Consider the following 23954-nt stretch of genomic DNA (forward strand, 5'->3'; position numbering starts at 1 on the left):
TCGCATTGAAATCCGATCCATGTTTAACTTGAACGCTTGTTCAATGAAAAACGCTGGTCCGCTGCCGGTGTTCAACAGGAGGATTCCTTTGCTGAACCCGTTCATTCCGAACCTTACGTCATTCGACGAGGTGCACCCCCAATGAGTGCATCGACCTCTTCACTTGCCAACGGCAAGATCCGCATGAACCCCCCGGTGTTCTATTTCGCGGCAAGTTTCATCCTCATCTTCGGCCTGGTGGTCATTTCCTATCCGCAAGCAGCAGGCGACTGGTTGCTGGCGGCGCAGAACTGGGCGGCCAACACGGTCGGCTGGTACTACATGCTGGCGATGACGCTGTACCTGGTCTTCGTGGTGGTCACCGCCTTGTCCGGCTACGGCAAGATCAAGCTCGGTGCCGACCACGACGAGCCCGAGTTCAGCTACCTGTCGTGGGCCGGCATGCTGTTCGCCGCCGGCATCAGCATCACCTTGTTCTTCTTCTGCGTTTCCGAACCCTTGACCCACATGCTGCAGCCGCCCCAGGGCGAAGCGGGCACGGCCGAGGCCGGGCGCCAGGCGATGCAGATCCTGTTCCTGCACTGGGGCCTGCATGGCTGGGGCGTGTTCGCCTTCGTCGGCATGGCACTGGCCTACTTCGCCTACCGGCACAACCTGCCGCTGGCCTTGCGTTCAGCGTTGTACCCGCTGATCGGCAAGCGCATCAACGGGCCGATCGGTTATGCGGTGGACGGTTTCGGCATCATCGCCACGGTGTTCGGCCTGGGTGCCGACATGGGCTTTGGCGTGCTGCACCTGAACGCCGGCCTCGACTACCTGTTCGGCATCGACCACAGCCAGTGGGTGCAGGTACTGCTCATCACCCTGATGATGGGCGCGGCGGTGGCCGTGGCCGTCGCCGGGGTGGAGAAGGGCGTGCGGGTGATGAGCGACATCAACCTGTTCCTGGCCTGCGCGCTGTTGCTGTTCGTGTTGTTCGCCGGGCCTACCCAGCACCTGTTCAACACGCTGATCCAGAACCTCGGCGACTACCTGGGGGCCTTGCCGCGCAAGAGCTTCGACGTCTATGCCTACGGCGAGAACCGCGACTGGCTGGGCGGCTGGACGGTGTTCTACTGGGCCTGGTGGATTGCCTGGGCGCCGTTCGTGGGCCTGTTCATCGCCCGCATTTCCCGTGGCCGCACCATCCGCGAGTTCGTCTTTGGCGTGCTGTTGATTCCGCTGGGCTTCACCTTGGCGTGGATGTCGATCTTCGGCAACAGCGCCCTGGACCAGGTCATCAACCACGGCATGACCGCGCTGGGCCAGTCGGCGCTGGATAACCCGTCGATGAGCCTGTACCTGCTGCTGGAGACCTACCCCTGGAGCAAGACGGTGATCGCCGTGACGGTGTTCATCAGTTTCGTGTTCTTCGTCACCTCGGCCGACTCGGGCACCGTGGTGCTGTCGACCTTGTCGGCCAAGGGTGGTGACACCGACGAGGACGGGCCGAACTGGCTGCGCATCTTCTGGGGCGCGATGACGGCGCTGATCACCAGTGCGTTGTTGTTCGCCGGCAGCATCGATTCGCTGAAGTCGGCGGTGGTGCTGACCTCGTTGCCATTCTCGCTGATCTTGCTGTGCATGATGTGGGGGCTGCACAAGGCGTTCTACCTGGAGTCGCAACGGCAGATCGCGCAGATGCATTCGCTGGCCCCGTTCGCCCAGTCACGCCGCGGCCGTGGTGGCTGGCGCCAGCGCCTGAGCCAGGCGGTGCACTTCCCGTCGCGTGATGAGGTGTACCGCTTCATGGACGACGTGGTACGCCCGGCGATTGCCGATGTGCGTGAGGTGTTCGAGCAGAAGGGGTTGGTGCTGATTACCCAGGACGACCCGAGCCACGACAACGTCAGCCTGAAGATTGGCCATGGCGAGGAACAGCCGTTCATTTACCAGGTACAGATGCGTGGTTACTTCACACCATCGTTCGCCCTGGGTGGGCTGGGTACGCAGGAGTTGAAGAACCGCCGTTACTACCGGGCGGAGGTGCACCTGAGCGAAGGCAGCCAGAACTATGACCTGGTGGGCTACAGCAAGGAGCAGATCATCAACGACATCCTCGACCAGTACGAAAGGCACATGCAGTTCCTGCATCTGGTCAGATAGTAACCTGTACCGGCCTCTTCGCGGGTAAACCCGCTCCCACAGGTATAACACTGGCTTCAATACCGGTGCGGTACCTGTGGGAGCGGGTTTACCCGCGAAGAGGCCGGCACTGCTGATGCATCTCTATCAGAAGGGCGCATCCCCGAGGATGGTCGCCCGATGCATCACCCGCCGGTTCGGCCGGTAGTCATCCACGGCAAAATGCTGGGTCACGCGGTTGTCCCAGAAGGCCACGTCATTCTCCTGCCACCGCCAGCGAATACTGAATTCCGGCCGCGTCGCATGGGCGAACAGCAGTTTCAGCAGCGCCTCGCTTTCCAGCTCGCTCAGCTCATTGATGCGCGTGGTAAACCCCTCATTGACGAACAACGCCTTGCGCCCGCTCACCGGATGCGTACGCACCACCGGGTGCGACAGTGGCGGGTTGTTGCGCCGGGTGGCTTCCCAGCGCGCCAGGTCTTCCGGCGTGGTGCCAAAGCGCTCCAGCGGGAACGACTTGGTGAAGTCATGGGTGGCGGTCAGCCCGTCGAGCATCTCGCGCAGCGGCGCCGACAAGGCTTCGAAGGCAGCGATGCCGCTGGCCCACAGGGTGTCGCCACCATAGGCCGGCAACTGCTTGGCGCTGAGCACCGCGCCCAGGGCCGGGGTCGGCAGGAAGGTCACGTCGGTGTGCCATACGGCGTTGTCGCGCACGTCGGTAACCGCTGTGTCGAGGATCAGCACCTGCGGGGTTTCCGGCACGTTGGGGTAGATCGGGTGGATGTGCAGGTCGCCGAAGCGGGCGGCAAAACGCGCCTGCTGCTGCGGGTTGATCGGCTGGTCGCGGAAGAACAGCACCTGGTGCTGCAGCAGCGCCTGCTCGATGGCGTCACGTTCTTCGGCGGTGATATCGCGGCTGATGTCCACGCCGCTGATCTGGGCGCCGAGCGCCGGGCTGAGGGGGGTGATGGTCAGGCTCATGTCGGTCTCTTCAATCAGGCGCCAGGCTGCTGGCGAGGTCAACAGGATTCAGTGGCTCTGCCCGTGCCAAGGCACCAGTTTGCGTTGCAGGGCACGCAGGCTCATTTCCAGGGCGAAGGCGATCAGGGCGATCAGCAGAATGCCCAGCACCACCACATCGGTAACCAGGAACTGCGCCGCCGACTGCACCATGAAGCCCAGGCCGCTGGTGGCGGCGATCAGCTCGGCGGCCACCAGGGTCGACCAGCCGACCCCCAGGCCAATGCGGATGCCGGTGAGGATGTCGGGCAGGGCGTTGGGCAGGATCACGTGGCGGATCAGCTGGGCCTTGGTCGCGCCCAGCGACTGCGCGGCACGCAGCTTGGTCGGGTCGACCGTGCGCACGCCGGTGGCAGTGGCAATGGCGATGGGGGCGAAGATCGCCAGGTAGATCAGCAGCACCTTCGACAGCTCGCCGATGCCGCACCAGATGACGATCAGCGGCAAGTAGGCCAGCGGTGGGATCGGCCGGTAAAACTCGATCAGCGGGTCGAGAATGCCGCGGGCCACGCGGTTGTAGCCGATGGCGATGCCCACCGGGATGGCGGTGAGGGTGGCGGCCAGCAGGGCCACGCCGATGCGTCCCAGGCTGGCACCCAGGTGCTGCCACAGGCTGGCATCCATGTAGCCCTGGGTCAGCAGGGTCCCGGCCTTGCTCAGGATATCGGCGGGCGAGGGCAGGAACAGTGGCTCGATCCAGCCGGCCGCGGTCACCAGCCACCAGGCCAACAGCAGGCTGGCCAGGGTCAGGGTGCTGATCCAGCGAGTGGGCAGGGGGCGGCGCAGCTTGGCGGCTGGCCGGTGTTGGGTGTTGCGTTTGCCGGTGACCGGCAGGTCCAGGCTGCTCATGCGCGCTCCTGCAGGCTTTGACGTTGAGAGAACACCCGCGCCAGTACATGCTCGCGGGTTTCGATGAAGGCGGGGTCGGATTTGATCGCCCGCGCCGATTCACCGGCTGCATAGCGTTGGCCGAAGTCCAGTTGCAGGCGCTCCACCACGCGCCCCGGGTTGGGCGCCAGCAGCACCAGCTCGCTGGCGAGGAACACGGCTTCTTCGATGTCGTGGGTAATCAGGAACACCGGCTTGGCGGTGCGCTGCCACACCTGCAGCAACAACTCCTGCATCTGCTCGCGGGTGAAGGCATCGAGTGCGCCAAACGGCTCGTCCATCAGCAGCACCCGTGGGTCGGCTGCCAGCGCCCGGGCCAGGCCCACACGCTGTTTCTGGCCACCGGACAATTGCCATATACGCCGCTCGCCAAACCCGTCGAGGTCGACCAGGGCCAGCATTTCGCGGGCCTTGGTTTCACGCTCGGCGCGTGGCACACCGGCCAGTTCCAGGCCAAAGGCGACGTTGCCCAGCACGTTCTGCCAAGGCAGCAGCGCATCGTCCTGAAACACCACGCCGCGCTCGGCGCCGGGGCCCTGCACGGGTACGCCGTCCAAAGTGATGCGCCCGCCGCTGGGGGCGACGAAGCCAGCGATCAGGTTGAGCAGCGAGGTCTTGCCGCTGCCGGAAGGCCCCAGGGCCACCAGCAGTTGGCGCGGCCCCAGGCTCAGGTTGATATCGGCCAGTACCGGGGTTTCGGCACCGGGGTACTGTGCGCTGATGCGCTCCAGTTCGAGCAAGGCCATGGCAGGCTCCGGTCGGTTTCTACAGGCTTAGTTGGGGAGGTACTGGGCGCTGACGTACGGCGAGTAGTCCGGCAGCACCGCGTCGACCTTGCCTTGCTGCTTGAGGAAGGTGGCCGTGTCGGTCAGCGCCTGGGTGGTCGGTGCGCCCAGTGCGTTGGCCTGGTCGGCGGCCAGCGGGTAGACGTTGCCCTGCAGCAGCACCGGGATGTCGGCAGGCTTGGCGCCCGACAGTTTGGCCAGCTTGCTCACGTTGTCGGGGTTGGCCAGCCAGGCTTGCGGGTTCTTGCGGTAGTCGGCGTAGGCATCGAGGGTGACCTTGGCAAAGGCCTTGACCACGTCGGGGTGCTTGGCGGCGAAGTCCTTGCGCACGATCCAGGCGTCGAAGGTCGGTGCGCCTTTCTTGGCCAGCTCGCCGGAGGTGATCAGCACCTTGCCGTTTTCCTTGGCCACGCCCAGGGCCGGGTCCCAGACATAGGTGGCGTCGATGTCGCCGCGCTTCCAGGCGGCAATGATCGCCGGCGGCGCCAGGTTGAGGATCTGCACCTTGGCCGGGTCGATGTTCCAGCTTTTCAGCGCGGCCAGCAGGCTGTAGTGGCCGGTGGAGACGAACGGCACGGCGACTTTCTTGCCAACCAGGTCTTGCGGCGTCTTGATGCTGTCGCGGGCAACCAGGGCTTCACCGGCGCCAATCTGCGTGGCGATCAGGAAGGTCTCGACTGGCAGCTTGCGGGTGGCGGCGGCGGCCAGCGGGCTGGAGCCCAGGTAGCCGATCTGCACATCGCCGCTGGCTACGGCAGTGATCACGTCGGCGCCGTTGTCGAATTTGCGCCAGTCGATGCTGGCCTTGCTGGCTTTTTCGTAGTCGCCATCGACCTGCGCCACCTTGGCCGGGTCGACAGTGGTCTGGTAAGCCACGGTCAGGTCGGCAGCCTGGGCCAACCAGCTGGCGCTGGCGAGGGTCAGGGCGGCGAACAGGCGCAGCGGAGCGTGCGGGATCATGGTGAACCTCTCGTCAGGCAATCGATGTGATGGATGGCGAGAAGGCTAAATGATCTAAGAAAAGTAAAATAAATAACTTTTTTGCATTAGCTTAGGAGCCAATTGCTTTAACGGTGCCGCCTTTATGCGCTCCCACATCGACCGCACAAAGGTTGCAACGTAGGTGATCTTGCGCAATGGCGAAATCACAGACGGCTGCTAGGCTTTTTCGTCCCTATAGAACGATACGGAATTAGGTTATGAGCAAACGTTTGCAAATAACCAATGGTTATTAGAGGCGAGCTGCTGCTAACGAATGGCAGTAACAGTTCCTAACATATTCCGTAAAAATCTTACCAATTCATAAAACGGTCATTTTGGATTTATAGGATTGTCATTATCCTGTAGCGCAGGTGGCGTCTTAGACCAAAGTCGCGAAACGTTTAGAAACGATTGACTTAACGGTCACGCTTTGGGACTAAATCGCCAATCCACGGTGAGCGGGGCAGCAGATCCCACCGCCAGAGATACACAAGAATTAGAACGTAGAGGAGCAAAATATGTACAAGTCCAGCCTGGCCCTGGCCGTGGCACTGGGGGTTCTCGCCCAACAAGCAGGCGCTGCCGGTTTCGTTGAAGACAGCAAACTGTCGCTCAGCTCGCGCACCATGTACTTCAACAACGACAACCGTGAAGACCACGCAAAACCTGGCGCAGAACGTCCAGATCAGCGTGAATCCGGCCAGGGCTTCAAGCTCGACTACCTCTCCGGCTTCACTGAAGGTACCGTTGGCTTTGGTGTTGATGCCCAAGCGCTGTGGGGTATTCACCTGGATGGTGGCGAGGGTTACCACAAGGGTGGTTTCTTCCCGGATGACGGCAAAGGCTCCGCAGCCCAGTGGGCTCGTTTCGGTGCCAACGCCAAGGCTCGCTTCTCGAAGACCGAAGCGCACTTCGGTAGCGCGCTCGCGCCGAACCTGCCGATCCTGGTCTCCAACGATGGTCGTCTGCTGCCGCAGACCTTCGAGGGTGGCACCATCACCTCGAAGGAAATCGACAACCTGACCATCAATGCCGGTCAGCTGACCCACGCCATGGGCCGTGCCTCGAGCAACCGTACCGGCCTGTCCGTAGCGGGCGCTACCGCTGAAAGCAACAAGTTCCGCTACGGCGGCCTGGACTACAAGCTCACTCCAGACCTGACCCTGCAGTACTACTACTCGAACCTGGAAGACTTCTACAAGCAGCACTTCCTGGGTGCTACCCACGTCTTCAAGATTGCTGACGACCAGTCGTTCAAGACCGACCTGCGCTACTTCGATAGCAGCAGCGACGGCAAAAACGGCAACGACAGCACCTACAACTTCAACAACAACGGTGGCTACGCCAAGAACACCGGCGAAATCGACAACAAAACCTGGTCCGCCATGTTCACCTATACCCTGGGTGGCCACGCGCTGATGCTCGGTCACCAGCAGGTTGGCGACGACGGTGGCTTCGTATGGCTGAACCAGGGCAGCCTGGTCAACGACAGCGGTACTTCGGAAGGTGCTGGTGGTTCCAGCTTCTACCTGTTCACCGACAGCATGATCAACCAGTTCGCCCGTGCTGGCGAGAACACCACCTTCGGTCAGTACTCCTACGACTTCGCGGCTCTGGGCGTTCCAGGCCTGAAGGCATCGCTGGCCTACCTGCGTGGTGACGATATCCGCAACAAGTCGGGCAACGGCACCTACAACGAGTGGGAACGTGACGCACGCGTCGACTACACCATTCAGCAAGGCACCTTCAAAGGCTTGGGCTTCAGCCTGCGTCAAGGCGTCTACCGTGGTAGCGGCGAGAGCAGCTCTGACCAGGATCAGGCACGCTTCATCGTGAACTACACTTACGCCTTCATGTAAGTTCCAGCGTTACCAAAAGAGCCTCGCCTAGTGCGAGGCTTTTTTGTACCTGCGATTTAGTATGACCAATGGTTATAAATAAATCAGTATTTATTCTTTTTATTTTTAATCGAATGCAGGCACATTGAACCCACACGGTACAGAACCCAGCACAGGAGCCGCAGCCCATGAGCCTTAAACTCGGCGATATCGCCCCCGATTTCGAACAGGATTCCAGCGAAGGCAAAATCCGCTTCCACGAGTGGCTGGGCAACAGCTGGGGGGTGTTGTTCTCCCATCCGGCCGACTTCACCCCGGTGTGCACCACCGAGCTGGGGCTGACCGCCAAGCTCAAGGACGATTTCGCCAAACGCGGGGTCAAGGCCATCGCCCTGTCGGTGGACCCGGTCGATTCGCACCACCGCTGGATCGATGACATCAACGAAACCCAGAACACCGTGGTCAACTTCCCGATCATTGCCGACGCCGACCGCAAGGTGTCCGACCTGTACGACCTGATCCACCCGAACGCCAGCGACACCCTGACCGTGCGCTCGCTGTTTGTCATCGACCCGAACAAGAAGGTGCGCCTGACCATCACCTACCCGGCCAGTACCGGGCGCAACTTCAACGAAATCCTGCGGGTGATCGACTCGCTGCAGTTGACCGACAACCACAAGGTCGCCACGCCAGGTAACTGGCAGGACGGTGACGACGTGGTGATCGTGCCCTCGCTGAAGGACGAGGAAGAGATCAGGCAGCGCTTCCCCAAAGGTTACCGGGCGGTCAAACCCTATCTGCGGCTGACCCCGCAGCCTAATCGTTAAAGGATTCCTCGTTGCATTGCTCTTAGCCAAGCAGGGATATTCGGGCCGTTTCGACGGCCCTTTTTTATGCCTGCTGAAACCCCGCATGGCCCTCTTCGCGGGTAAACCCGCTCCCACAGCGATAGCGCAAGTCTCAGGCCTTGTGCGGTCCCTGTGGGAGCGGGTTCACCCGCGAAAGGGCCGGCATGGGGAATTGATTAAAATGGAATAAACAAATGAAAAAATATGATTTCTAGATATATGTGGCGGCTGTTAATGTCACCTCCAACAAAACACAAGGAAGCGCTGCAATGCTGGTCGTCTCAATCGGTGGTAGCCCCAGTACCCGTTCACGCTCCGGCGTGCTGCTGGAGCGTTCGCGCCAGTGGCTGCAGGACCGTGGCGTCGAGGTGGTGACGTTCCAGGTACGTGACTTTCCCGCCGAAGACCTGCTGCATGCCCGTTTCGACAGCCCGCAGGTGCAGCACTTCCAGCAGCTGGTGGCCCAGGCCGATGGCCTTATCGTCGCCACGCCGGTGTACAAGGCCTCGTTCGCCGGGGCCCTGAAAACCTTGCTCGACCTGCTGCCCGAACGCGCCCTGGCACACAAGATCGTGTTGCCGATCGCCACCGGCGGCAGCATCGCCCACATGCTGGCGGTGGATTACGCACTGAAGCCCGTGCTGTCGGCACTCAAGGCGCAGGAGACCCTGCAAGGGATCTTCGCCGACGACAGCCAGGTCGCCTACGCAGAAGGCACCAGGCCCGCGCAGCTGGTAGCAGCGCTGGAAGAACGCCTGCACGACGCGCTGGAAACCTTCCACGTTGCCTTGGCCCGCCGGCCGCGCCCCGTGGCCCCCGGCGTATTGAACGAACGTCTGATCAGCGCTCGCTGGAGCATCTGACCGGCTCAACCCGCTTCACCACCTTACTCGCCCGACAACGAGGCAAGCAGGTGCAACCCGAACCCACTCGCACAGGAGAGCGCCATGCGCACAGTCTTCTTGCGTCGCGGTCTGGTCGCCCTGTTTGCGGCGGCTGTGTCCTTCGGCGCCATCACCCAAGCCCAGGCCGAGAGCCTGCGTATCGGTTACCAGAAATACGGCACCCTGGTGCTGCTCAAGGCCAAAGGCACGCTGGAAAAGCGCCTGGCCGAGCAGGGCGTGCAGGTGCAATGGACTGAGTTCCCCGGCGGCCCGCAGCTGCTTGAAGGGCTGAACGTCGGCTCCATCGATTTTGGTGTCACTGGCGAAACCCCACCGGTGTTCGCCCAGGCCGCCGGTGCCGACCTGCTGTACGTCGCCTACGAACCGCCAGCGCCGCACAGCGAGGCGATCCTGGTGCCAAAGGGCTCGCCGATCCAGTCGGTCAAAGACCTCAAGGGCAAGAAAGTCGCCCTCAACAAAGGCTCCAACGTTCACTACCTGCTGGTTCGCGCCCTGGAAGACGCAGGCCTGAAATACAGCGACATCCAGCCGGTGTACCTGCCCCCGGCCGATGCCCGCGCGGCCTTCGAGCGTGGCAGCGTGGATGCCTGGGTGATCTGGGACCCGTACCAGGCTGCCGCCGAGAAACAGCTGCAGGCTCATACCCTGCGCGACGGCAAGGGCCTGGTCGACAACCATCAGTTCTACCTGGCCACCCGCAACTACGCGACCCAGCACCCGGCGGTGATCAACACCCTGATCGAAGAAGTGCGCGCCGTGGGTGAATGGTCCCGGGCCAACCCGCAGGAAGTAACCGACCAGGTCGCGCCGCTGCTCGGCCTGCCCACCGACATCACCCTGACCTCGGTCAAGCGCCAGGGCTACGGTGCCGCGCCGCTCACCGCCGACGTGGTGGCCGCGCAGCAGAAGATTGCCGACACGTTCCAGGCGCTGAAGCTGATTCCCAAGCCGCTGAGCATCAAGGACGTGATCTGGACACCCCCGGCCAAGGTCGCCAGTGCGCCTTGATTGATTTGCCTACGCCGGGGCGCCGCCCTGGCTGAGCCCCCCTTGAGGAGACAACTCCAATGAGCCTTAACATTTTCTGGTTCCTCCCTACCCATGGTGACGGCAAGTACCTGGGCACTTCCGAGGGCGCCCGCGCCGTCGACCACGGCTACCTGCAGCAGATCGCCCAGGCAGCCGACCGGCTCGGCTTTGGTGGTGTGCTGATCCCTACCGGGCGTTCCTGCGAGGACTCCTGGCTGGTCGCGGCATCGCTGATCCCGGTGACCCAGCGCCTGAAGTTCCTGGTCGCCCTGCGCCCCGGAATCATTTCGCCGACCGTGGCGGCACGCCAGGCGGCAACCCTTGATCGCCTGTCCAACGGCCGTGCGCTGTTCAACCTGGTGACCGGTGGCGACCCGGACGAGTTGGCCGGTGACGGCCTGCACCTGAACCATCAGGAACGTTATGAAGCCTCTGTGGAGTTCACCCGTATCTGGCGCAAGGTGCTGGAAGGCGAGGTGGTCGACTACGACGGCAAGCACATCCAGGTGAAGGGTGCCAAACTGCTCTACCCGCCGATCCAGCAACCACGCCCGCCACTGTATTTCGGCGGTTCCTCCGAAGCCGCACAGGACCTTGCCGCCGAGCAGGTCGAGCTGTACCTGACCTGGGGCGAGCCGCCGAGCGCGGTCGCCGAAAAAATCGCCCAGGTGCGTGAGAAAGCCGCTGCCCAGGGCCGCGAAGTGCGCTTCGGCATCCGCCTGCACGTGATCGTGCGGGAAACCAACGAAGAGGCCTGGGCCGCTGCCGACAAGCTGATCTCGCATCTGGACGACGACACCATCGCTCGCGCCCAGGCCTCGCTCGCGCGCTTCGACTCGGTCGGCCAGCAACGCATGGCCGCCCTGCACAACGGCAACCGTGACAAGCTGGAAGTCAGCCCCAACCTGTGGGCCGGTGTCGGCCTGGTACGTGGCGGTGCCGGCACCGCACTGGTCGGCGATGGCCCGACCGTGGCGGCACGGGTCAAGGAATACGCCGAGCTGGGCATCGATACCTTCATCTTCTCCGGTTACCCGCACCTGGAGGAGTCGTACCGGGTGGCCGAGCTGCTGTTCCCGCACCTGGATGTGCAACGCCCGGAGCAAGCCAAGACCGGCGGGTATGTGAGCCCGTTTGGCGAAATGGTGGCCAACGACATCCTGCCCAAGTCCGTCGCGCAGAGCTGAGGGCCAGGCCATGAGTCGTGCAACTTCCAACAACCTTGGCCAGCGCCTGGCGCCATGGGCGCTGCCGGTACTGCTGCTGGCCGCCTGGCAGCTGGCGGTCAGCGCCGGTTGGCTGTCGACGCGCATCCTGCCGGCGCCCAGCGCCGTGGTCAGCGCCGGCGTGGAGCTGGTGCGCAGTGGCGAGATCTGGACCCACCTGGCCATCAGTGGCTGGCGTGCCGGGCTGGGCTTTGTCATCGGCGGCAGCATCGGCCTGGTGCTGGGCTTCATCACCGGCCTGTCGAACTGGGGTGAACGCCTGCTCGACAGCTCGGTGCAGATGATCCGTAACGTGCCACACCTGGCGCTGATCCCGCTGGTGATCCTGTGGTTCGGTATCGACGAGTCGGCAAAGATCTTCCTGGTCGCGCTGGGCACGCTGTTCCCGATCTACCTGAACACCTACCACGGCATCCGCAATGTCGACCCGGCGCTGGTGGAAATGGCGCGCAGCTACGGCCTGTCCGGCTTCGGGCTGTTCCGTCAGGTGATCCTGCCCGGGGCACTGCCTTCGATCCTGGTCGGCGTGCGTTTTGCCCTGGGTTTCATGTGGCTGACCCTGATCGTTGCCGAAACCATCTCGGCCAACGCCGGCATTGGTTACCTGGCAATGAACGCTCGTGAATTCCTGCAGACCGACGTGGTGGTACTGGCCATCGTCCTGTATGCCGTGCTCGGCAAGCTTGCCGACCTCGCTGCCCGCGGCCTGGAGCGTGTGTGGCTGCGCTGGCACCCGGCCTATCAAGTGGCCAGGAAGGAGGGCGCATGACCGTGCTCAAGGAACAGCCGCCACGCCTGCTGCGTGGCATCCCGCTGGCGTCCAGCGGCCTGCGCAAGACCTTTGGCCAGCGCGAAGTGCTCAAGGGCATCGAGCTGCACATTCCGGCCGGCCAGTTTGTCGCCATCGTCGGCCGCAGTGGCTGCGGCAAGAGCACCTTGCTGCGCCTGCTGGCTGGTCTCGACCAGCCCACTGCAGGCCAGTTGCTGGCCGGAGCTGCACCGCTGGAACAGGCCCGCGAAGAGACCCGCCTGATGTTCCAGGACGCGCGCCTGCTGCCGTGGAAGAAAGTGATCGACAACGTTGGCCTGGGCCTGTCTGGCGACTGGCGCCCGCGTGCGCTGGAAGCGTTGGAGTCGGTTGGCCTGGCCGACCGCGCCAATGAATGGCCGGCGGCACTCTCGGGTGGCCAGAAGCAGCGCGTCGCCTTGGCCCGGGCGCTGATCCACCAGCCGCGCCTGCTGCTGCTGGACGAGCCGCTCGGGGCGCTGGATGCATTGACCCGTATCGAGATGCAGCAACTGATCGAACGCCTGTGGCGTCAGCACGGTTTCACCGTGTTGCTGGTTACCCACGATGTCAGCGAGGCAGTCGCCGTGGCTGACCGGGTGATTCTGATCGAGGACGGTGAGGTCGGGCTCGACCTCACTGTCGACCTGGCACGGCCCCGGGCGCGCGGTTCGCACCGCCTGGCCGCGCTGGAAAGTGAAGTGCTCAACCGTGTTCTGTCGGCCCCGGGCGCTGCGCCCGAGCCGGATCCTGTAGCCCCTTTGCCCACGCAGTTGCGTTGGGCGCACTGAATGACTCACTCACCAAACTGAAACCATAGAGAAGGAATCAAATCATGACCATCAAAGCCATCAACGTTCGCAACCAGTTCAAAGGCACCGTGAAGGAAATCCTCGAAGGCCCGGTACTGTCGGAAATCGACGTGCAGACTGCCTCGGGCATCGTCACTTCGGTCATCACTACCCGCTCCGTACGTGAGCTGGAGCTGCAGGTGGGGAGTGAAGTGATTGCTTTCGTGAAATCGACTGAAGTGTCCATTGCCAAGCTGTGATGGGTGTGGGCCATGGGGCTGTTTTGCAGCCCTTCGCGGGCACGCCCGCTCCCACAGGTACTGCGCAGGTTTCAGGTTTTGCGCGGACCCTGTGGGAGCGGGCGTGCCCGCGAAGGGCCGCACAGCGGCCCCGATGATCTCAGCCGGAACGCTTGGCCAGAAACGGCGGTAGATACAACCCCAGGTACGCCTCGAACACCCGCTTGCCTTCCTCGGCCATGCGCGGGGTGATCGCCTCATGCAGCTGCACCGACCGCGCATACACCCGGTCGCTCAATTCCATGGCCAGGGCAAACACATCCACATCCACCGGCACCACCGGCAGATGAAAGTGCTGGTCAAACAACTTGTGCATCAAGTCGCCCAGCTCCATGTCGTGCTGCCGATCGGCCTGCACCACTTCGCTCAGCCCATGCTGGGCCAGGATCAGCTGCCGCGCTGCGGCATCCTCGTTGTAGATATCCAGCATGCGCTGCTCGATCAGCCGTGACAGTTCGTGCCAGGTGTTGAACGCATTGCTGTCGATCGGCGCGCTCAGCGCTTCACGGAAGGCCCGGTGCACATCGGCCGTCAACGCCTCCAGCAGCGCCGGCACGCTGGCGAAGAAGTGGTACACCGAAGACGGTGGAATCTGCGCGCGCTCGGCCACGCTGTAGATCGACAGGCCCGCCACCCCCAGTTCGGCCAGCAACTCGCGTGCAGCCGCCAGGATCGCCTCGATCCTGGCCTGGCTGCTGGCGCGCGGTTTGCGCGGGGTGGCAGTGCGGGTCATCAGTTGCTGATCGCCAGGATGCTGGCCTGGTAGGCGCCGACGAACAGGTCGAAGTCGCCGACTTCCTGCTGCTCCAGGCGCGACTGTTCGGCCAGCGAGTCGCGGGCGAGGGTTTCGAAGGCCTGCTGGCGCTCGGCGGGCAGTGGTTGCTCGCGGAAGGTTTCAGCGTGAATACGGCTCTGGCGCAGGGCGAACTTGACGAAGCTTTCGTCATGCTCGGTCATGCGTGCCAGCACCTGGGCCGATGGGGTCAGCGAGGCGTCGTCGACCTTGGCCTGCTGGGCATCCAGGGCCTTGCCGTGTTCTGCACCGCCTTGCGCCTGGTCCAGCAGCTCGGCCAGTGGCCGGATGCGCTCGATCAGCTCGCTGGCCCAGTCCTTAAGGCCGATCGGCTGGCCATTGCGGCGCAGTTCCAGGCCCGGGCGACGGCCTTCCTTGACCACGGTCAGGAAGTTGTTGGTGCACTGGCCGCATTCGCCGTTGTCCAGTTGCGGGCTGTCTTCCAGCGCGCAGAACAGCAGGAACGCGTCGAGGAAGCGCGCTTCGGTCAGGTCGATGCCTACCGGCAGGAACGGGTTGATGTCCAGGCATCGCACTTCCACATACTGCACGCCGCGTGAGGTCAGGGCCTGGATCGGCCGCTCGCCGGTGTAGGTGACGCGCTTGGGGCGGATGTTCGAGTAGTACTCGTTTTCGATCTGCAGGATGTTGGTGTTCAGCTGTACCCACTCGCCGTCCACGTGCGTGCCGACTTCAACGTAGGGCGGATAGGGCGTACCCACCGCCTTGCGCAGGCTGTCGGTGTAGCTGGCCAGGTTGTTGTAGCACGGCGTCAGGCCAGCCTGGGCATTGCTCTGGTAGCCCAGGTCGCTCATGCGCAGGCTGGTGGCGTAGGGCAGGTACAGGGTTTCGGCGTCCAGCTCTTCGAGCTGGTGCGGGCGGCCACGCAGGAAGCCTTTGTCCAGGGCTGGCGAGGCGCCGAACAGGTACATCAGCAACCAGCTGTAACGGCGGAAATTGCGGATCAGCGCGATATAGGCCGACGACTGGTAGTCGCGGTCGCTCTCGCTGCCGCCTTCGGCAGCGCGCAGCAGTGGCCACAGCGCTTCGGGCAGCGAGAAGTTGTAATGGATACCGGCGATGCACTGCATGGTGCGGCCGTAGCGCAGGGCCAGGCCCTTGCGGTAGACGTGCTTGAGCTTGCCGATGTTCGAGCTGCCGTACTCGGCGATCGGGATGTCCTCCTCGGCCGGCAGCGTGCAGGGCATCGACGGGCTCCACAGGTATTCGTCGCCCAGCTTGCTGTAGACGAAACGGTGGGTCTCTTCGAGGCTTTCCAGCACCTTGGCCGGGTCGGGCAGGGCCGGGGTGATGAACTCCAGCAGCGACTCGGAATAATCGGTGGTGATCTGCTCGTTGGTCAGCGCCGATCCCAAGGCTTGCGGATGCGGGGTCTGGGCCAGGCGACCTTCGTCGGTCACGCGCAGGCATTCGCGCTCAATACCGTGCAGGCACTGCTTGAGCAGGGGGAGATTGGCGCCGAGCAGGCTCAGGCGGCGGTTGAGGAGGTCGCTCAAGATGTATTCCTTCACGCGTCAGTCGCCCCAATATGGGGGTAGAGATAACGGTCTACAAGGGTAGGAAGAAAGGAACTGGCGTTGTCGCCTGGTTAACGCGGATCCAGCAGTGCCAGCGCACTGCTGAAAATACCGCAGATACTGCTTGGTGAGCTAGAGAACCGCGAAGGTTCCTTGCGCTTTCGCCACCAGCTTGTCGCCCTGGACTACGTCGGCGTCGACTACCAGGGTGCGCCGCCCGGCATGCAGCACACGGGCGGTGCACAGCACCTCGCCGTCACTGACGGCGCGCATGTAGTTGATCTTGCACTCGATGGTGACGCTTTGCTGGTCAAAGCCATGGCTGGCCGAGCAGGCCAGGCCCATGGCGATGTCCACCAGGCTGAAGATCGCCCCGCCATGCAGCTTCTGGCCACGGTTGCGCAAGTGTGGCTCGAGCGCCAGGGCTACCTCGGCAACACCTGTTTCCAGGCGTTGCAGGCGGCAGCCGAGGAGCTGGCTGAAGGCGCTTTCGACGTATTCGCGTGGAACGTCCATCACTTCTTCTTCAGCTGCTTGGCGTTGGCGAACAGGGCGGCCATGGCGTTGTTGGCCGGGGCCGCAGTGGTGGTTTCGCGCTGGCGCGGCGCCTGCTGTTGGCGGTTGCCGCCATTGCCACGGTTACTACCGCGGTTGCCGTCGACCTTCTCGCCCGGGGTGTCACTCATGCGCATGGACAGGCCCACGCGCTTGCGCGGGATGTCCACTTCCATGACCTTGACCTTGACCACGTCGCCGGCCTTGACCGCTTCACGCGGGTCCTTGACGAACTTCTCCGACAGCGCCGAGATGTGCACCAGGCCGTCCTGGTGCACGCCGATGTCGACGAAGGCGCCGAAGTTGGTGACGTTGGTCACCACGCCTTCGAGGATCATGCCCGGCTCCAGGTCCTTGAGGTCTTCGACGCCGTCCTGGAAGGTGGCGGTCTTGAACTCGGGGCGTGGGTCGCGGCCAGGCTTGTCCAGTTCCTGCAGGATGTCGGTGACGGTCGGCAGGCCGAAGGTTTCGTCGGTGAATTTCTTCGGGTCCAGGCGCTTGAGGAAACTGCTGTCGCCGATCAGCGAGCGAATGTCGCGGTCGGTGTCGGCGGCAATGCGCTGCACCAGCGGGTAGGCCTCGGGGTGCACTGCGGAGGCGTCCAGCGGGTTGTCGCCGTTCATCACGCGCAGGAAGCCGGCGGCCTGTTCGAAGGTTTTCTCGCCCAGGCGGCTGACCTTTTTCAGCGCTGCACGGGTGGCGAACGGGCCGTTGGCATCGCGGTGGGCGACGATGTTCTGCGCCAGGGTGGCGTTAAGGCCGGAGATGCGCGTCAGCAGCGCCACCGAGGCGGTGTTGACATCCACACCCACGGCGTTCACGCAGTCCTCGACCACGGCGTCCAGGCCGCGCGCCAGTTTCAGCTGGGACACGTCGTGCTGGTATTGGCCGACACCGATGGATTTCGGGTCGATCTTCACCAGCTCGGCCAGCGGGTCCTGCAGGCGGCGGGCAATCGACACGGCGCCACGGATCGACACGTCCAGGTCCGGGAATTCGCGGGCAGCCAGTTCCGATGCGGAATACACCGAAGCGCCGGCCTCGGAGACCATGACCTTGGTGATCTTCAGAGCTGGGTACTTTTTAACCAGCTCTGCCACCAGCTTGTCGCTTTCGCGGCTGGCGGTGCCGTTGCCGATGGCGATCAGCTCCACCGAGTGCTTGGCGCACAGCGCGGCCATGATGGAAATGGTGCGGTCCCAGTCGTTCTTCGGCGCGTGCGGGTAGACCGTGGTGTGGTCCAGCAGCTTGCCGGTGGCATCTACCACGGCGATCTTGCAGCCGGTGCGCAGGCCCGGGTCGAAGCCCAGGGTGGCGCGCGGGCCGGCCGGGGCGGCCAGCAGCAGGTCGTGCAGGTTGTGGGCGAACACGTTGATCGCCTCGCCTTCGGCGTTGTCGCGCAGCTCGCCGAACAGGTCGGTTTCCAGGTGAGTGTACAGCTTGACCTTCCAGGTCCAGCGCACCACTTCGCCGAGCCACTTGTCGGCCGGGCGGTTGCGGTTCTCGATACCGACGTGGTTGCCGATCATCAGCTCGCACGGGTGCAGGGTGCCGGGCAGTTCTTCGCCGACCTTGAGCGAGGCGCTCAGCACGCCCTCGTTGCGCCCGCGGAAGATCGCCAGGGCACGGTGAGAAGGCGCGTTGCGCAGCAGTTCGTCATGGGCGAAATAATCGCGGAACTTGGCGCCTTCTTCTTCCTTGCCGGGCACCACGCGGGCGCTGAGCACGGCTTCCTGCTTGAGGAAGCTGCGCAGCTTGTCGAGCAGGGCGGCGTCTTCGGCGAAGCGCTCCATGAGGATGTACTTGGCGCCTTCCAGCGCGGCCTTGACGTCGGCCACGCCTTTGTCGGCGTTGACGAAGCGTGCAGCTTCGCTTTCCGGGGCCAGGTCGGGGTTGTTGAACAGGCCGTCGGCCAGTTCGCCGAGGCCGGCTTCCAGGGCGATCTGGCCCTTGGTGCGGCGCTTCTGCTTGTACGGCAGGTACAGGTCTTCGAGGCGGGTCTTGGTGTCGGCCAGCTTGATCTCGCGGGCCAGTTCCGGGGTCAGCTTGCCCTGCTCCTCGATGCTGGCCAGGATGCTGGCGCGGCGCTCGTCGAGTTCGCGCAGGTAGCGCAGGCGCTCTTCCAGATGGCGCAGCTGGGTGTCGTCCAGGCTACCGGTCACTTCCTTGCGGTAGCGGGCGATGAAGGGCACGGTCGAGCCTTCGTCCAACAGGCCCACGGCCGCCTCGACCTGCTGGGGGCGTACGCCCAGTTCCTCGGCGATACGGCTGTTGATGCTGTCCATGTAAACCACCTGACATTTGTGAATACGGGGGTCGCCTGTGGGCCTGTCGCCCGGCGGCGCTGGATGAAAGCCGCGCATTATACCCATCGCAAACGGCTTGCGGTGATGGCGCCCGGCCAGCCGGAACTGGCGCCGGGGGAAAAATCTGCTAACAATGCTCACGCAACGTGCAGCAATGGCTACGCCATAATGCGCGGCGATATCAGAGGAGTTATTCATGACCGGCACGCCAAACACCGCTGAAGGTGACAAGATTCTCATCGTCGACGACGACCCGGGGCTGAGCAGCCTGCTGGAACGTTTCTTCACCAGCAAGGGCTACCGTGCCCGCGCGGTGCCCAACACCGAGCAGATGGACCGCCTGCTGCAGCGTGAAGTGTTCAACCTGGTGGTGCTCGACCTGATGCTGCCCGGCGAAGATGGCCTGTCGGCGTGCAAGCGCCTGCGCCAGCAGAACAACCAGATCCCGATCATCATGCTCACCGCCAAGGGCGACGAGCTCAGCCGTATCAAGGGCCTGGAACTGGGCGCCGACGACTACCTGGGCAAGCCGTTCAACCCGGACGAGCTGATGGCCCGGGTCAAGGCCGTGCTGCGCCGTCAGGCACCGAGCGTGCCGGGTGCGCCTGGTAGCGAAGACGAGTCGGTCACCTTCGGCGACTACGAGCTGTCGCTGGCCACCCGTGAACTCAAGCGTGGCGACGAAGTGCACATGCTCACCACCGGCGAGTTCGCTGTGCTCAAGGCACTGGTGATGCACGCACGCGAGCCGCTGACCCGCGACAAGCTGATGAACCTGGCCCGTGGCCGCGAGTGGGATGCGCTGGAACGCTCCATCGACGTGCAGATCTCGCGTCTGCGCCGCATGATCGAACCGGACCCGTCCAAGCCGCGTTATATCCAGACTGTCTGGGGCGTGGGCTACGTGTTCGTGCCGGACGGAAACGCCGGTAAATGATGCCGCGCAGTCGATGAAGACACCGCTCTGGTTTCCGCAAAGTTTCTTCGCCCGCACCCTGTGGCTGGTGTTGATCGTCGTCCTGTTCTCCAAGGCCTTGACCCTGGTCTACCTGTTGATGAACGAGGACGTGCTGGTCGACCGTCAGTACAGCCACGGTGTGGCGCTGACCCTGCGCGCCTATTGGGCGGCCGACGAAGAAAACCGCGACAAGATCGCCGAAGCGGCTGGCCTTATCCGGGTCACCGGCTCGGGGGTGCCCGAGGGTGAGCAGCACTGGCCCTACAGCGAAATCTACCAACGGCAGATGCAGGCCGAGCTGGGCGAAGACACCGAGGTACGGCTGCGCATTCATGCGCCGCCGGCGTTGTGGGTCAATGCGCCAAGCCTGGGCCCGGGCTGGTTGAAGGTACCGCTGTACCCGCACCCGCTGCGTGGTCAGAAAATCTGGAACGTGCTGGGTTGGTTCCTGGCCATCGGCCTGTTGTCCACCGCCTCGGCCTGGATCTTCGTGCGCCAGCTGAACCAGCCGCTCAAGCGCCTGGTGTTCGCCGCCCGCCAGCTGGGCCAGGGGCGCAGCGTGCGCCTGCCGATCAGCGACACGCCCAGCGAGATGACCGAGGTGTACAAGGCCTTCAACCAGATGGCCGAGGATGTCGAGCAGGCCGGGCGTGAGCGTGAGCTGATGCTGGCCGGGGTTTCCCATGACCTGCGTACACCGCTGACGCGCCTGCGCCTGTCGCTGTCGTTGCTGAACAGCGACAGTGAACTGAGTGACGACATGGTCCGTGATATCGAGGACATGGACGCGATCCTCGACCAGTTCCTGGCCTTTATCCGCGATGGCCGAGACGAGCCGGTGGAGGAGGTGGACCTGGCCGACCTGGTGCGCGAGGTGGTGGCGCCGTACAACCAGCCGGAAGAACGGGTGCGGCTGTGCCTGGAGCCGATTCCACCGTTCCCGCTGCGCCGGGTTTCGCTCAAGCGCATGCTGGGCAACCTGATCGGCAACGCCCTGCACCACGCCGGCAAGGGGGTCGAGGTGGCCGCCTATGTGTCGGGCGACGAGAGTGCGCCGTATGTGGTGCTGAGCGTGCTGGACCGCGGGACGGGGATCGACGAGTCGGAGCTGGAGACCATTTTCAACCCGTTCATTCGGGGCGACCGGGCGCGCGGCGGCAAGGGCACCGGGCTGGGGCTGGCGATCGTCAAGCGGATCGCGGCGCAGCATGGCGGGAATGTGGAACTGCGCAATCGCTCTGGTGGCGGGATCGAGGCGCGGGTACGGTTGCCTTTGGGGTTGTTGCTGCCGCGTAATGCCGTGTGATTGCCAGGGCCGCTTTGCGGCCCTTTCGTGACACAAGGCCGCTCCTACAGAGGATCGCGTAACCCTGTAGGAGCGGCCTTGTGTCGCGATGGGCTGCGCAGCAGCCCCAAAATCTCAGCCCTTACCCTTGGTCCGGGTCTGATTAGGCCCACCGTTCTTCTCCAGGTGCTCGATGATCATGCCGGCCACGTTCTTGCCGGTGGTCACTTCGATACCTTCCAGCCCCGGCGACGAGTTCACCTCCATCACCAATGGCCCATGGTTGGAGCGCAGGATATCCACACCCGCCACGCTCAAGCCCATCACCTTGGCCGCGCGAATGGCGGTCATGCGTTCTTCCGGGGTGATCTTGATCAGGCTGGCCACCCCGCCGCGGTGCAAATTGGAACGGAATTCCCCCGGCTTGGCCTGGCGCTTCATCGACGCGATGACTTTGTCGCCGACCACGAAGCAGCGGATGTCCGCGCCACCCGCTTCCTTGATGTATTCCTGCACCATGATGTTCTGCTTCAGCCCCATGAACGCCTCGATCACCGATTCGGCGGCCTTGGTGGTTTCGCACAGCACCACGCCGATGCCCTGGGTGCCTTCCAGCACCTTGATCACCAGCGGGGCGCCGTTGACCATCTGGATCAGGTCGGGGATGTCGTCCGGCGAGTGGGCGAAACCGGTAATCGGCAGGCCGATGCCGCGCCGCGACAGCAGTTGCAGCGAACGCAGCTTGTCGCGGGAGCGGGCAATCGCTACCGACTCGTTGAGCGGATACACGCCCATCATCTCGAACTGGCGCAGCACCGCGCAGCCATAGAAGGTCACCGAGGCACCAATGCGCGGGATCACCGCGTCGAAGCCTTCCAGCGGCTTGCCGCGGTAGTGGATCTGCGGCTTGTGGCTGGCAATGTTCATGTAGGCCCGCAGGGTATCGATCACCACCATTTCGTGGCCCCGCTGGGTACCGGCTTCGACCAGGCGGCGGGTGGAATACAGACGCGGATTGCGCGACAGCACAGCGATCTTCATGCAGCACCTGTGACAGGGGAAAGGGTGGCCGGGAAGGCCGGTTTGTCTTGGACGTACTTCAGGCCAGGGTTGACCACCAGCTGGCCATGGATCAGGGCCTTGGAGCCCAGCAACAGGCGGTAACGCATGTTCTTGCGGCAGGCCAGGGTGAACTCCACCTCCCACACACCATCGCCCAGGGCCAGTGACGTGCGGATGACATAGCGGGTCTGGGCCTGGCCGTTGGAGCTCTTGATGGTTTTCATGGTCACCAGCGGTGCCTCGCAGCGGCGGTGGCGCAACTGCACCACCGAGCCCAGGTGTGCGGTGAAGCGGACCCAGGGTTGGCCGTCGCGCTCGAACGGTTCCACCTCGGTGGCATGCAGGCTGGAGGTGCTGGCGCCGGTGTCGATCTTGGCGCGCAGCCCGGCCACGCCAAGGTCGGGCAGGGCGACCCACTCGCGCAGGCCGATCACAGTCAAATGGTCAAATGTCTTCACGAAACGCACCCTGCGGATGAGGTGTTGAACTGTAAGCACGGCGGGGATTTTTTGCATCCGATCGTTACGGTAGTACAGTTCGATGAAACACAGCGTTCGAGGTAACGGGATGGCACAAAAAGCCGAAGACGACGACAAGGTTCGCCTGGACAAATGGCTGTGGGCGGCACGTTTCTACAAGACCCGCGCGCTGGCCAAGGCGGCGATCGAGAGCGGCAAGGTGCATTGCCGGGGCGAGCGCTGCAAGCCGGGCAAGGAACCGCGGGTGGGTGACGAGTTCGTGCTGCGTACCGGGTTCGATGAACGTACCGTGGTGGTGAAGGCGCTGTCGGTGGTGCGCCGAGGGGCGCCAGAGGCGCAGACGTTGTACGAAGAGACCGAGGACAGCGTGCGTCGGCGTGAGCAGGCGGCAGAAATGCGCAAGGCCGGGGCGATGGGTGTGACCACCGATGGGCGGCCGACCAAGAAGCAGCGGCGGCAGATTCACCAGTTGCATGGCAGCTTCGAATAGCCGGGGCCGCGTTGCGGCCCTTTCGCGACACAAGGCCGCTCCTACAGGAAATCGCGTTCCCCTGTAGGAGCGGCCTTGTGTCGCGATGGGCTACGCAGTAGCCCCAAGGATCTAGCGGGTCACCGCCAAGCGCCCGACCAACGGTAACTTGGCCGCGATCGCGAACAACGGCGCCGTCCAGCGGATCAGCACCGCACTCCCCTTGGCCGCCAGCGGTGTGTAGCAGCTCCAGCCCAACGCCAGTACCGCCATCAGCAGCCCGCCGATATAGTCATCCTGCCCCCAGTGGGCACCTGCCACCAGGCGCGGCAACATGAACAGTACCGCCAGCCCCCAGACCACCAGGTACTGCACCAGGCGGCGGCTGAACACGCTCATGAACAGCGCCCAGACCAACAGCACCGAGGCATGGTCCCCCGGGAAACTCTTGCTGGAACGGTCCTTGAGCTCCCAGGCCGCCTCCAGGTTCGGGTAGTAGTCGCTGAGGTGCACCACCTCGTCGAACATCATCGACGGGCTCTTGTGCTGCCAGCCGGCTGCATCCACCCACTTGGAAAACAGCGCGCGAATCACCACTAAGAGGGTTAGCGTGACCAGAAAGCCGAAAAAGGCCTGGCGAACCTGGGTTGCCTTGAACACCCAGTCGCCACGGATAAGCACTGCCAGAAGGATCAGGCCGACGACGATGTCGAACGGGCGCAGGCTGCCGATGGTCCAGATGTAGCGCCATGTGGTGTTGTCGGCTAGCGGCGCATTCAGGCTGTGGAACAGCCACTCGTCGAAAGTCAGGCACAGGATCTGGCCAATGGGCCATAACCAGAAAGACAGTAGAGCGATGGGAAGCAGCGTACAGGCTGCCAATGGCCCCCAGGACCACCTTGCTTGGAACAGTGGTCGATTGTCCATAAAATACCTCTATTGCAAACAGGAATCGGAGCGCCTTGTGAGCGCTCTGTCACGGGGTTCT

General features: G+C 63.6%; 23 protein-coding genes. 12 read left to right on the top strand and 11 right to left on the bottom strand.

Annotated elements, in window-relative coordinates:
* Positions 1-183 precede the first annotated feature (183 nt).
* Positions 184-2145, top strand: coding sequence for a choline transporter BetT (betT, locus tag J5M71_RS14770; protein ID WP_207833172.1), 1962 nt, complete (start codon positions 184-186; stop codon positions 2143-2145).
* A gap of 126 nt (positions 2146-2271) precedes the next feature.
* On the opposite strand, the gene tauD is transcribed toward betT, so the two are convergent.
* The 4 genes from tauD to tauA are packed head-to-tail and all read right to left on the bottom strand — an operon-like array spanning position 2272 to position 5777.
* On the bottom strand, positions 2272-3105 hold the full coding sequence (gene tauD / locus J5M71_RS14775; RefSeq protein WP_207833112.1) for a taurine dioxygenase: 834 nt from the start codon (positions 3103-3105) through the stop codon (positions 2272-2274).
* Positions 3106-3153: 48 nt separating this feature from the next.
* Positions 3154-3993 (bottom strand): taurine ABC transporter permease TauC, encoded by an 840-nt coding sequence (gene tauC, locus J5M71_RS14780; protein ID WP_207833114.1) that lies wholly within the window; start codon positions 3991-3993, stop codon positions 3154-3156.
* Entirely contained in the window at positions 3990-4778 is a 789-nt protein-coding gene (gene tauB, locus J5M71_RS14785; protein ID WP_207833116.1) for a taurine ABC transporter ATP-binding subunit, read from the bottom strand. Before tauB ends, tauC begins: the two co-directional genes overlap by 4 nt.
* 27 nt (positions 4779-4805) lie before the next feature.
* Positions 4806-5777 carry a taurine ABC transporter substrate-binding protein gene (tauA, locus tag J5M71_RS14790; RefSeq protein WP_063914450.1) on the bottom strand — a complete coding sequence of 324 codons (972 nt, stop codon included), beginning with the start codon at positions 5775-5777 and terminating at the stop codon, positions 4806-4808.
* Between the two features lie 539 nt (positions 5778-6316).
* Here tauA and J5M71_RS14795 point away from each other — a divergent pair.
* The 8 genes from J5M71_RS14795 (at position 6317) to J5M71_RS14830 (ending at position 13482) form a co-directional block, all read left to right on the top strand.
* Positions 6317-7657, top strand: coding sequence for an OprD family porin (locus J5M71_RS14795; RefSeq protein WP_063914451.1), 1341 nt, complete (start codon positions 6317-6319; stop codon positions 7655-7657).
* 167 nt (positions 7658-7824) lie between these two features.
* The gene (locus J5M71_RS14800) at positions 7825-8463 is read left to right on the top strand and encodes a peroxiredoxin (protein ID WP_015268594.1); all 639 of its coding nucleotides are present in this window, start codon (positions 7825-7827) and stop codon (positions 8461-8463) included.
* Positions 8464-8753: 290 nt separating this feature from the next.
* Complete coding sequence (gene ssuE, locus J5M71_RS14805; protein ID WP_207833118.1) at positions 8754-9347, top strand: NADPH-dependent FMN reductase; 594 nt, start codon at positions 8754-8756, stop codon at positions 9345-9347.
* Positions 9348-9431: 84 nt separating this feature from the next.
* Entirely contained in the window at positions 9432-10397 is a 966-nt protein-coding gene (locus J5M71_RS14810; RefSeq protein WP_087501910.1) for a sulfonate ABC transporter substrate-binding protein, read from the top strand.
* A gap of 59 nt (positions 10398-10456) precedes the next feature.
* On the top strand, positions 10457-11605 hold the full coding sequence (ssuD, locus tag J5M71_RS14815; RefSeq protein ID WP_063914454.1) for an FMNH2-dependent alkanesulfonate monooxygenase: 1149 nt from the start codon (positions 10457-10459) through the stop codon (positions 11603-11605).
* Positions 11606-11615: 10 nt separating this feature from the next.
* Complete coding sequence (ssuC, locus tag J5M71_RS14820) at positions 11616-12413, top strand: aliphatic sulfonate ABC transporter permease SsuC (protein ID WP_207833120.1); 798 nt, start codon at positions 11616-11618, stop codon at positions 12411-12413.
* A complete protein-coding gene (ssuB, locus tag J5M71_RS14825; protein ID WP_013970450.1) occupies positions 12410-13222 on the top strand; it encodes an aliphatic sulfonates ABC transporter ATP-binding protein in 813 nt (270 codons plus the stop codon). Before ssuC ends, ssuB begins: the two co-directional genes overlap by 4 nt.
* Positions 13223-13266: 44 nt before the next feature.
* A complete protein-coding gene (locus J5M71_RS14830; RefSeq protein ID WP_003255829.1) occupies positions 13267-13482 on the top strand; it encodes a molybdopterin-binding protein in 216 nt (71 codons plus the stop codon).
* A 139-nt stretch (positions 13483-13621) separates the two neighbouring features.
* Here the strand turns inward: J5M71_RS14830 and J5M71_RS14835 are convergent, their stop codons facing one another.
* From J5M71_RS14835 to J5M71_RS14850, 4 genes are all read right to left on the bottom strand, one after another.
* On the bottom strand, positions 13622-14254 hold the full coding sequence (locus tag J5M71_RS14835; RefSeq protein WP_207833122.1) for a TetR/AcrR family transcriptional regulator: 633 nt from the start codon (positions 14252-14254) through the stop codon (positions 13622-13624).
* Entirely contained in the window at positions 14254-15831 is a 1578-nt protein-coding gene (gshA, locus tag J5M71_RS14840; RefSeq protein WP_172827544.1) for a glutamate--cysteine ligase, read from the bottom strand. Before gshA ends, J5M71_RS14835 begins: the two co-directional genes overlap by 1 nt.
* A 153-nt stretch (positions 15832-15984) precedes the next feature.
* The gene (locus J5M71_RS14845; protein ID WP_003257433.1) at positions 15985-16368 is read right to left on the bottom strand and encodes a PaaI family thioesterase; all 384 of its coding nucleotides are present in this window, start codon (positions 16366-16368) and stop codon (positions 15985-15987) included.
* A complete protein-coding gene (locus J5M71_RS14850) occupies positions 16368-18692 on the bottom strand; it encodes a Tex family protein (RefSeq protein WP_207833124.1) in 2325 nt (774 codons plus the stop codon). Before J5M71_RS14850 ends, J5M71_RS14845 begins: the two co-directional genes overlap by 1 nt.
* Positions 18693-18909: 217 nt before the next feature.
* Here J5M71_RS14850 and ompR point away from each other — a divergent pair, with 217 nt between their 5' ends.
* Together ompR and J5M71_RS14860 are read left to right on the top strand one after the other, a co-directional pair.
* Positions 18910-19650: a two-component system response regulator OmpR gene (gene ompR, locus J5M71_RS14855; RefSeq protein ID WP_012270052.1), complete on the top strand. Its 741-nt coding sequence runs from the start codon at positions 18910-18912 to the stop codon at positions 19648-19650.
* A gap of 13 nt (positions 19651-19663) precedes the next feature.
* Complete coding sequence (locus tag J5M71_RS14860; protein WP_063914459.1) at positions 19664-20977, top strand: ATP-binding protein; 1314 nt, start codon at positions 19664-19666, stop codon at positions 20975-20977.
* A 114-nt stretch (positions 20978-21091) separates the two neighbouring features.
* On the opposite strand, the gene rimK is transcribed toward J5M71_RS14860, so the two are convergent.
* Both rimK and J5M71_RS14870 read right to left on the bottom strand, forming a co-directional pair.
* Positions 21092-21997 carry a 30S ribosomal protein S6--L-glutamate ligase gene (gene rimK, locus J5M71_RS14865; RefSeq protein ID WP_015268602.1) on the bottom strand — a complete coding sequence of 302 codons (906 nt, stop codon included), beginning with the start codon at positions 21995-21997 and terminating at the stop codon, positions 21092-21094.
* Positions 21994-22443 carry an ATP-dependent zinc protease gene (locus J5M71_RS14870; protein ID WP_170931083.1) on the bottom strand — a complete coding sequence of 150 codons (450 nt, stop codon included), beginning with the start codon at positions 22441-22443 and terminating at the stop codon, positions 21994-21996. The genes rimK and J5M71_RS14870 overlap by 4 nt, the downstream gene beginning before the upstream one ends.
* 142 nt (positions 22444-22585) lie before the next feature.
* Between J5M71_RS14870 and J5M71_RS14875 the strand changes: the two genes are divergently transcribed.
* On the top strand, positions 22586-22987 hold the full coding sequence (locus J5M71_RS14875; RefSeq protein ID WP_207833126.1) for a S4 domain-containing protein: 402 nt from the start codon (positions 22586-22588) through the stop codon (positions 22985-22987).
* Positions 22988-23098: 111 nt separating this feature from the next.
* Here the strand turns inward: J5M71_RS14875 and J5M71_RS14880 are convergent, their stop codons facing one another.
* On the bottom strand, positions 23099-23893 hold the full coding sequence (locus J5M71_RS14880) for a phosphatase PAP2 family protein (protein ID WP_207833128.1): 795 nt from the start codon (positions 23891-23893) through the stop codon (positions 23099-23101).
* Between the last annotated feature and the right edge of the window lie 61 nt (positions 23894-23954).

Source organism: Pseudomonas sp. 43(2021), assembly GCF_017490805.1.
Taxonomy (GTDB): domain Bacteria; phylum Pseudomonadota; class Gammaproteobacteria; order Pseudomonadales; family Pseudomonadaceae; genus Aquipseudomonas.

Bases quoted from the DNA above. Each gene is read 5' to 3' on its own strand.
- ssuC (WP_207833120.1), top strand. From the start codon at position 11,616: ATGAGTCGTGCAACTTCCAACAACCTTGGCCAGCGCCTGGCGCCATGG.
- tauA (WP_063914450.1), bottom strand. From the start codon at position 5,777: ATGATCCCGCACGCTCCGCTGCGCCTGTTCGCCGCCCTGACCCTCGCC.
- ssuB (WP_013970450.1), top strand. From the start codon at position 12,410: ATGACCGTGCTCAAGGAACAGCCGCCACGCCTGCTGCGTGGCATCCCG.
- ssuE (WP_207833118.1), top strand. From the start codon at position 8,754: ATGCTGGTCGTCTCAATCGGTGGTAGCCCCAGTACCCGTTCACGCTCC.
- J5M71_RS14850 (WP_207833124.1), bottom strand. From the start codon at position 18,692: ATGGACAGCATCAACAGCCGTATCGCCGAGGAACTGGGCGTACGCCCC.
- tauC (WP_207833114.1), bottom strand. From the start codon at position 3,993: ATGAGCAGCCTGGACCTGCCGGTCACCGGCAAACGCAACACCCAACAC.
- J5M71_RS14835 (WP_207833122.1), bottom strand. From the start codon at position 14,254: ATGACCCGCACTGCCACCCCGCGCAAACCGCGCGCCAGCAGCCAGGCC.
- J5M71_RS14795 (WP_063914451.1), top strand. From the start codon at position 6,317: ATGTACAAGTCCAGCCTGGCCCTGGCCGTGGCACTGGGGGTTCTCGCC.
- ompR (WP_012270052.1), top strand. From the start codon at position 18,910: ATGACCGGCACGCCAAACACCGCTGAAGGTGACAAGATTCTCATCGTC.
- J5M71_RS14830 (WP_003255829.1), top strand. From the start codon at position 13,267: ATGACCATCAAAGCCATCAACGTTCGCAACCAGTTCAAAGGCACCGTG.
- J5M71_RS14875 (WP_207833126.1), top strand. From the start codon at position 22,586: ATGGCACAAAAAGCCGAAGACGACGACAAGGTTCGCCTGGACAAATGG.
- J5M71_RS14810 (WP_087501910.1), top strand. From the start codon at position 9,432: ATGCGCACAGTCTTCTTGCGTCGCGGTCTGGTCGCCCTGTTTGCGGCG.
- ssuD (WP_063914454.1), top strand. From the start codon at position 10,457: ATGAGCCTTAACATTTTCTGGTTCCTCCCTACCCATGGTGACGGCAAG.
- tauD (WP_207833112.1), bottom strand. From the start codon at position 3,105: ATGAGCCTGACCATCACCCCCCTCAGCCCGGCGCTCGGCGCCCAGATC.
- tauB (WP_207833116.1), bottom strand. From the start codon at position 4,778: ATGGCCTTGCTCGAACTGGAGCGCATCAGCGCACAGTACCCCGGTGCC.
- J5M71_RS14860 (WP_063914459.1), top strand. From the start codon at position 19,664: ATGAAGACACCGCTCTGGTTTCCGCAAAGTTTCTTCGCCCGCACCCTG.
- J5M71_RS14845 (WP_003257433.1), bottom strand. From the start codon at position 16,368: ATGGACGTTCCACGCGAATACGTCGAAAGCGCCTTCAGCCAGCTCCTC.
- J5M71_RS14800 (WP_015268594.1), top strand. From the start codon at position 7,825: ATGAGCCTTAAACTCGGCGATATCGCCCCCGATTTCGAACAGGATTCC.
- betT (WP_207833172.1), top strand. From the start codon at position 184: ATGAACCCCCCGGTGTTCTATTTCGCGGCAAGTTTCATCCTCATCTTC.
- J5M71_RS14880 (WP_207833128.1), bottom strand. From the start codon at position 23,893: ATGGACAATCGACCACTGTTCCAAGCAAGGTGGTCCTGGGGGCCATTG.
- rimK (WP_015268602.1), bottom strand. From the start codon at position 21,997: ATGAAGATCGCTGTGCTGTCGCGCAATCCGCGTCTGTATTCCACCCGC.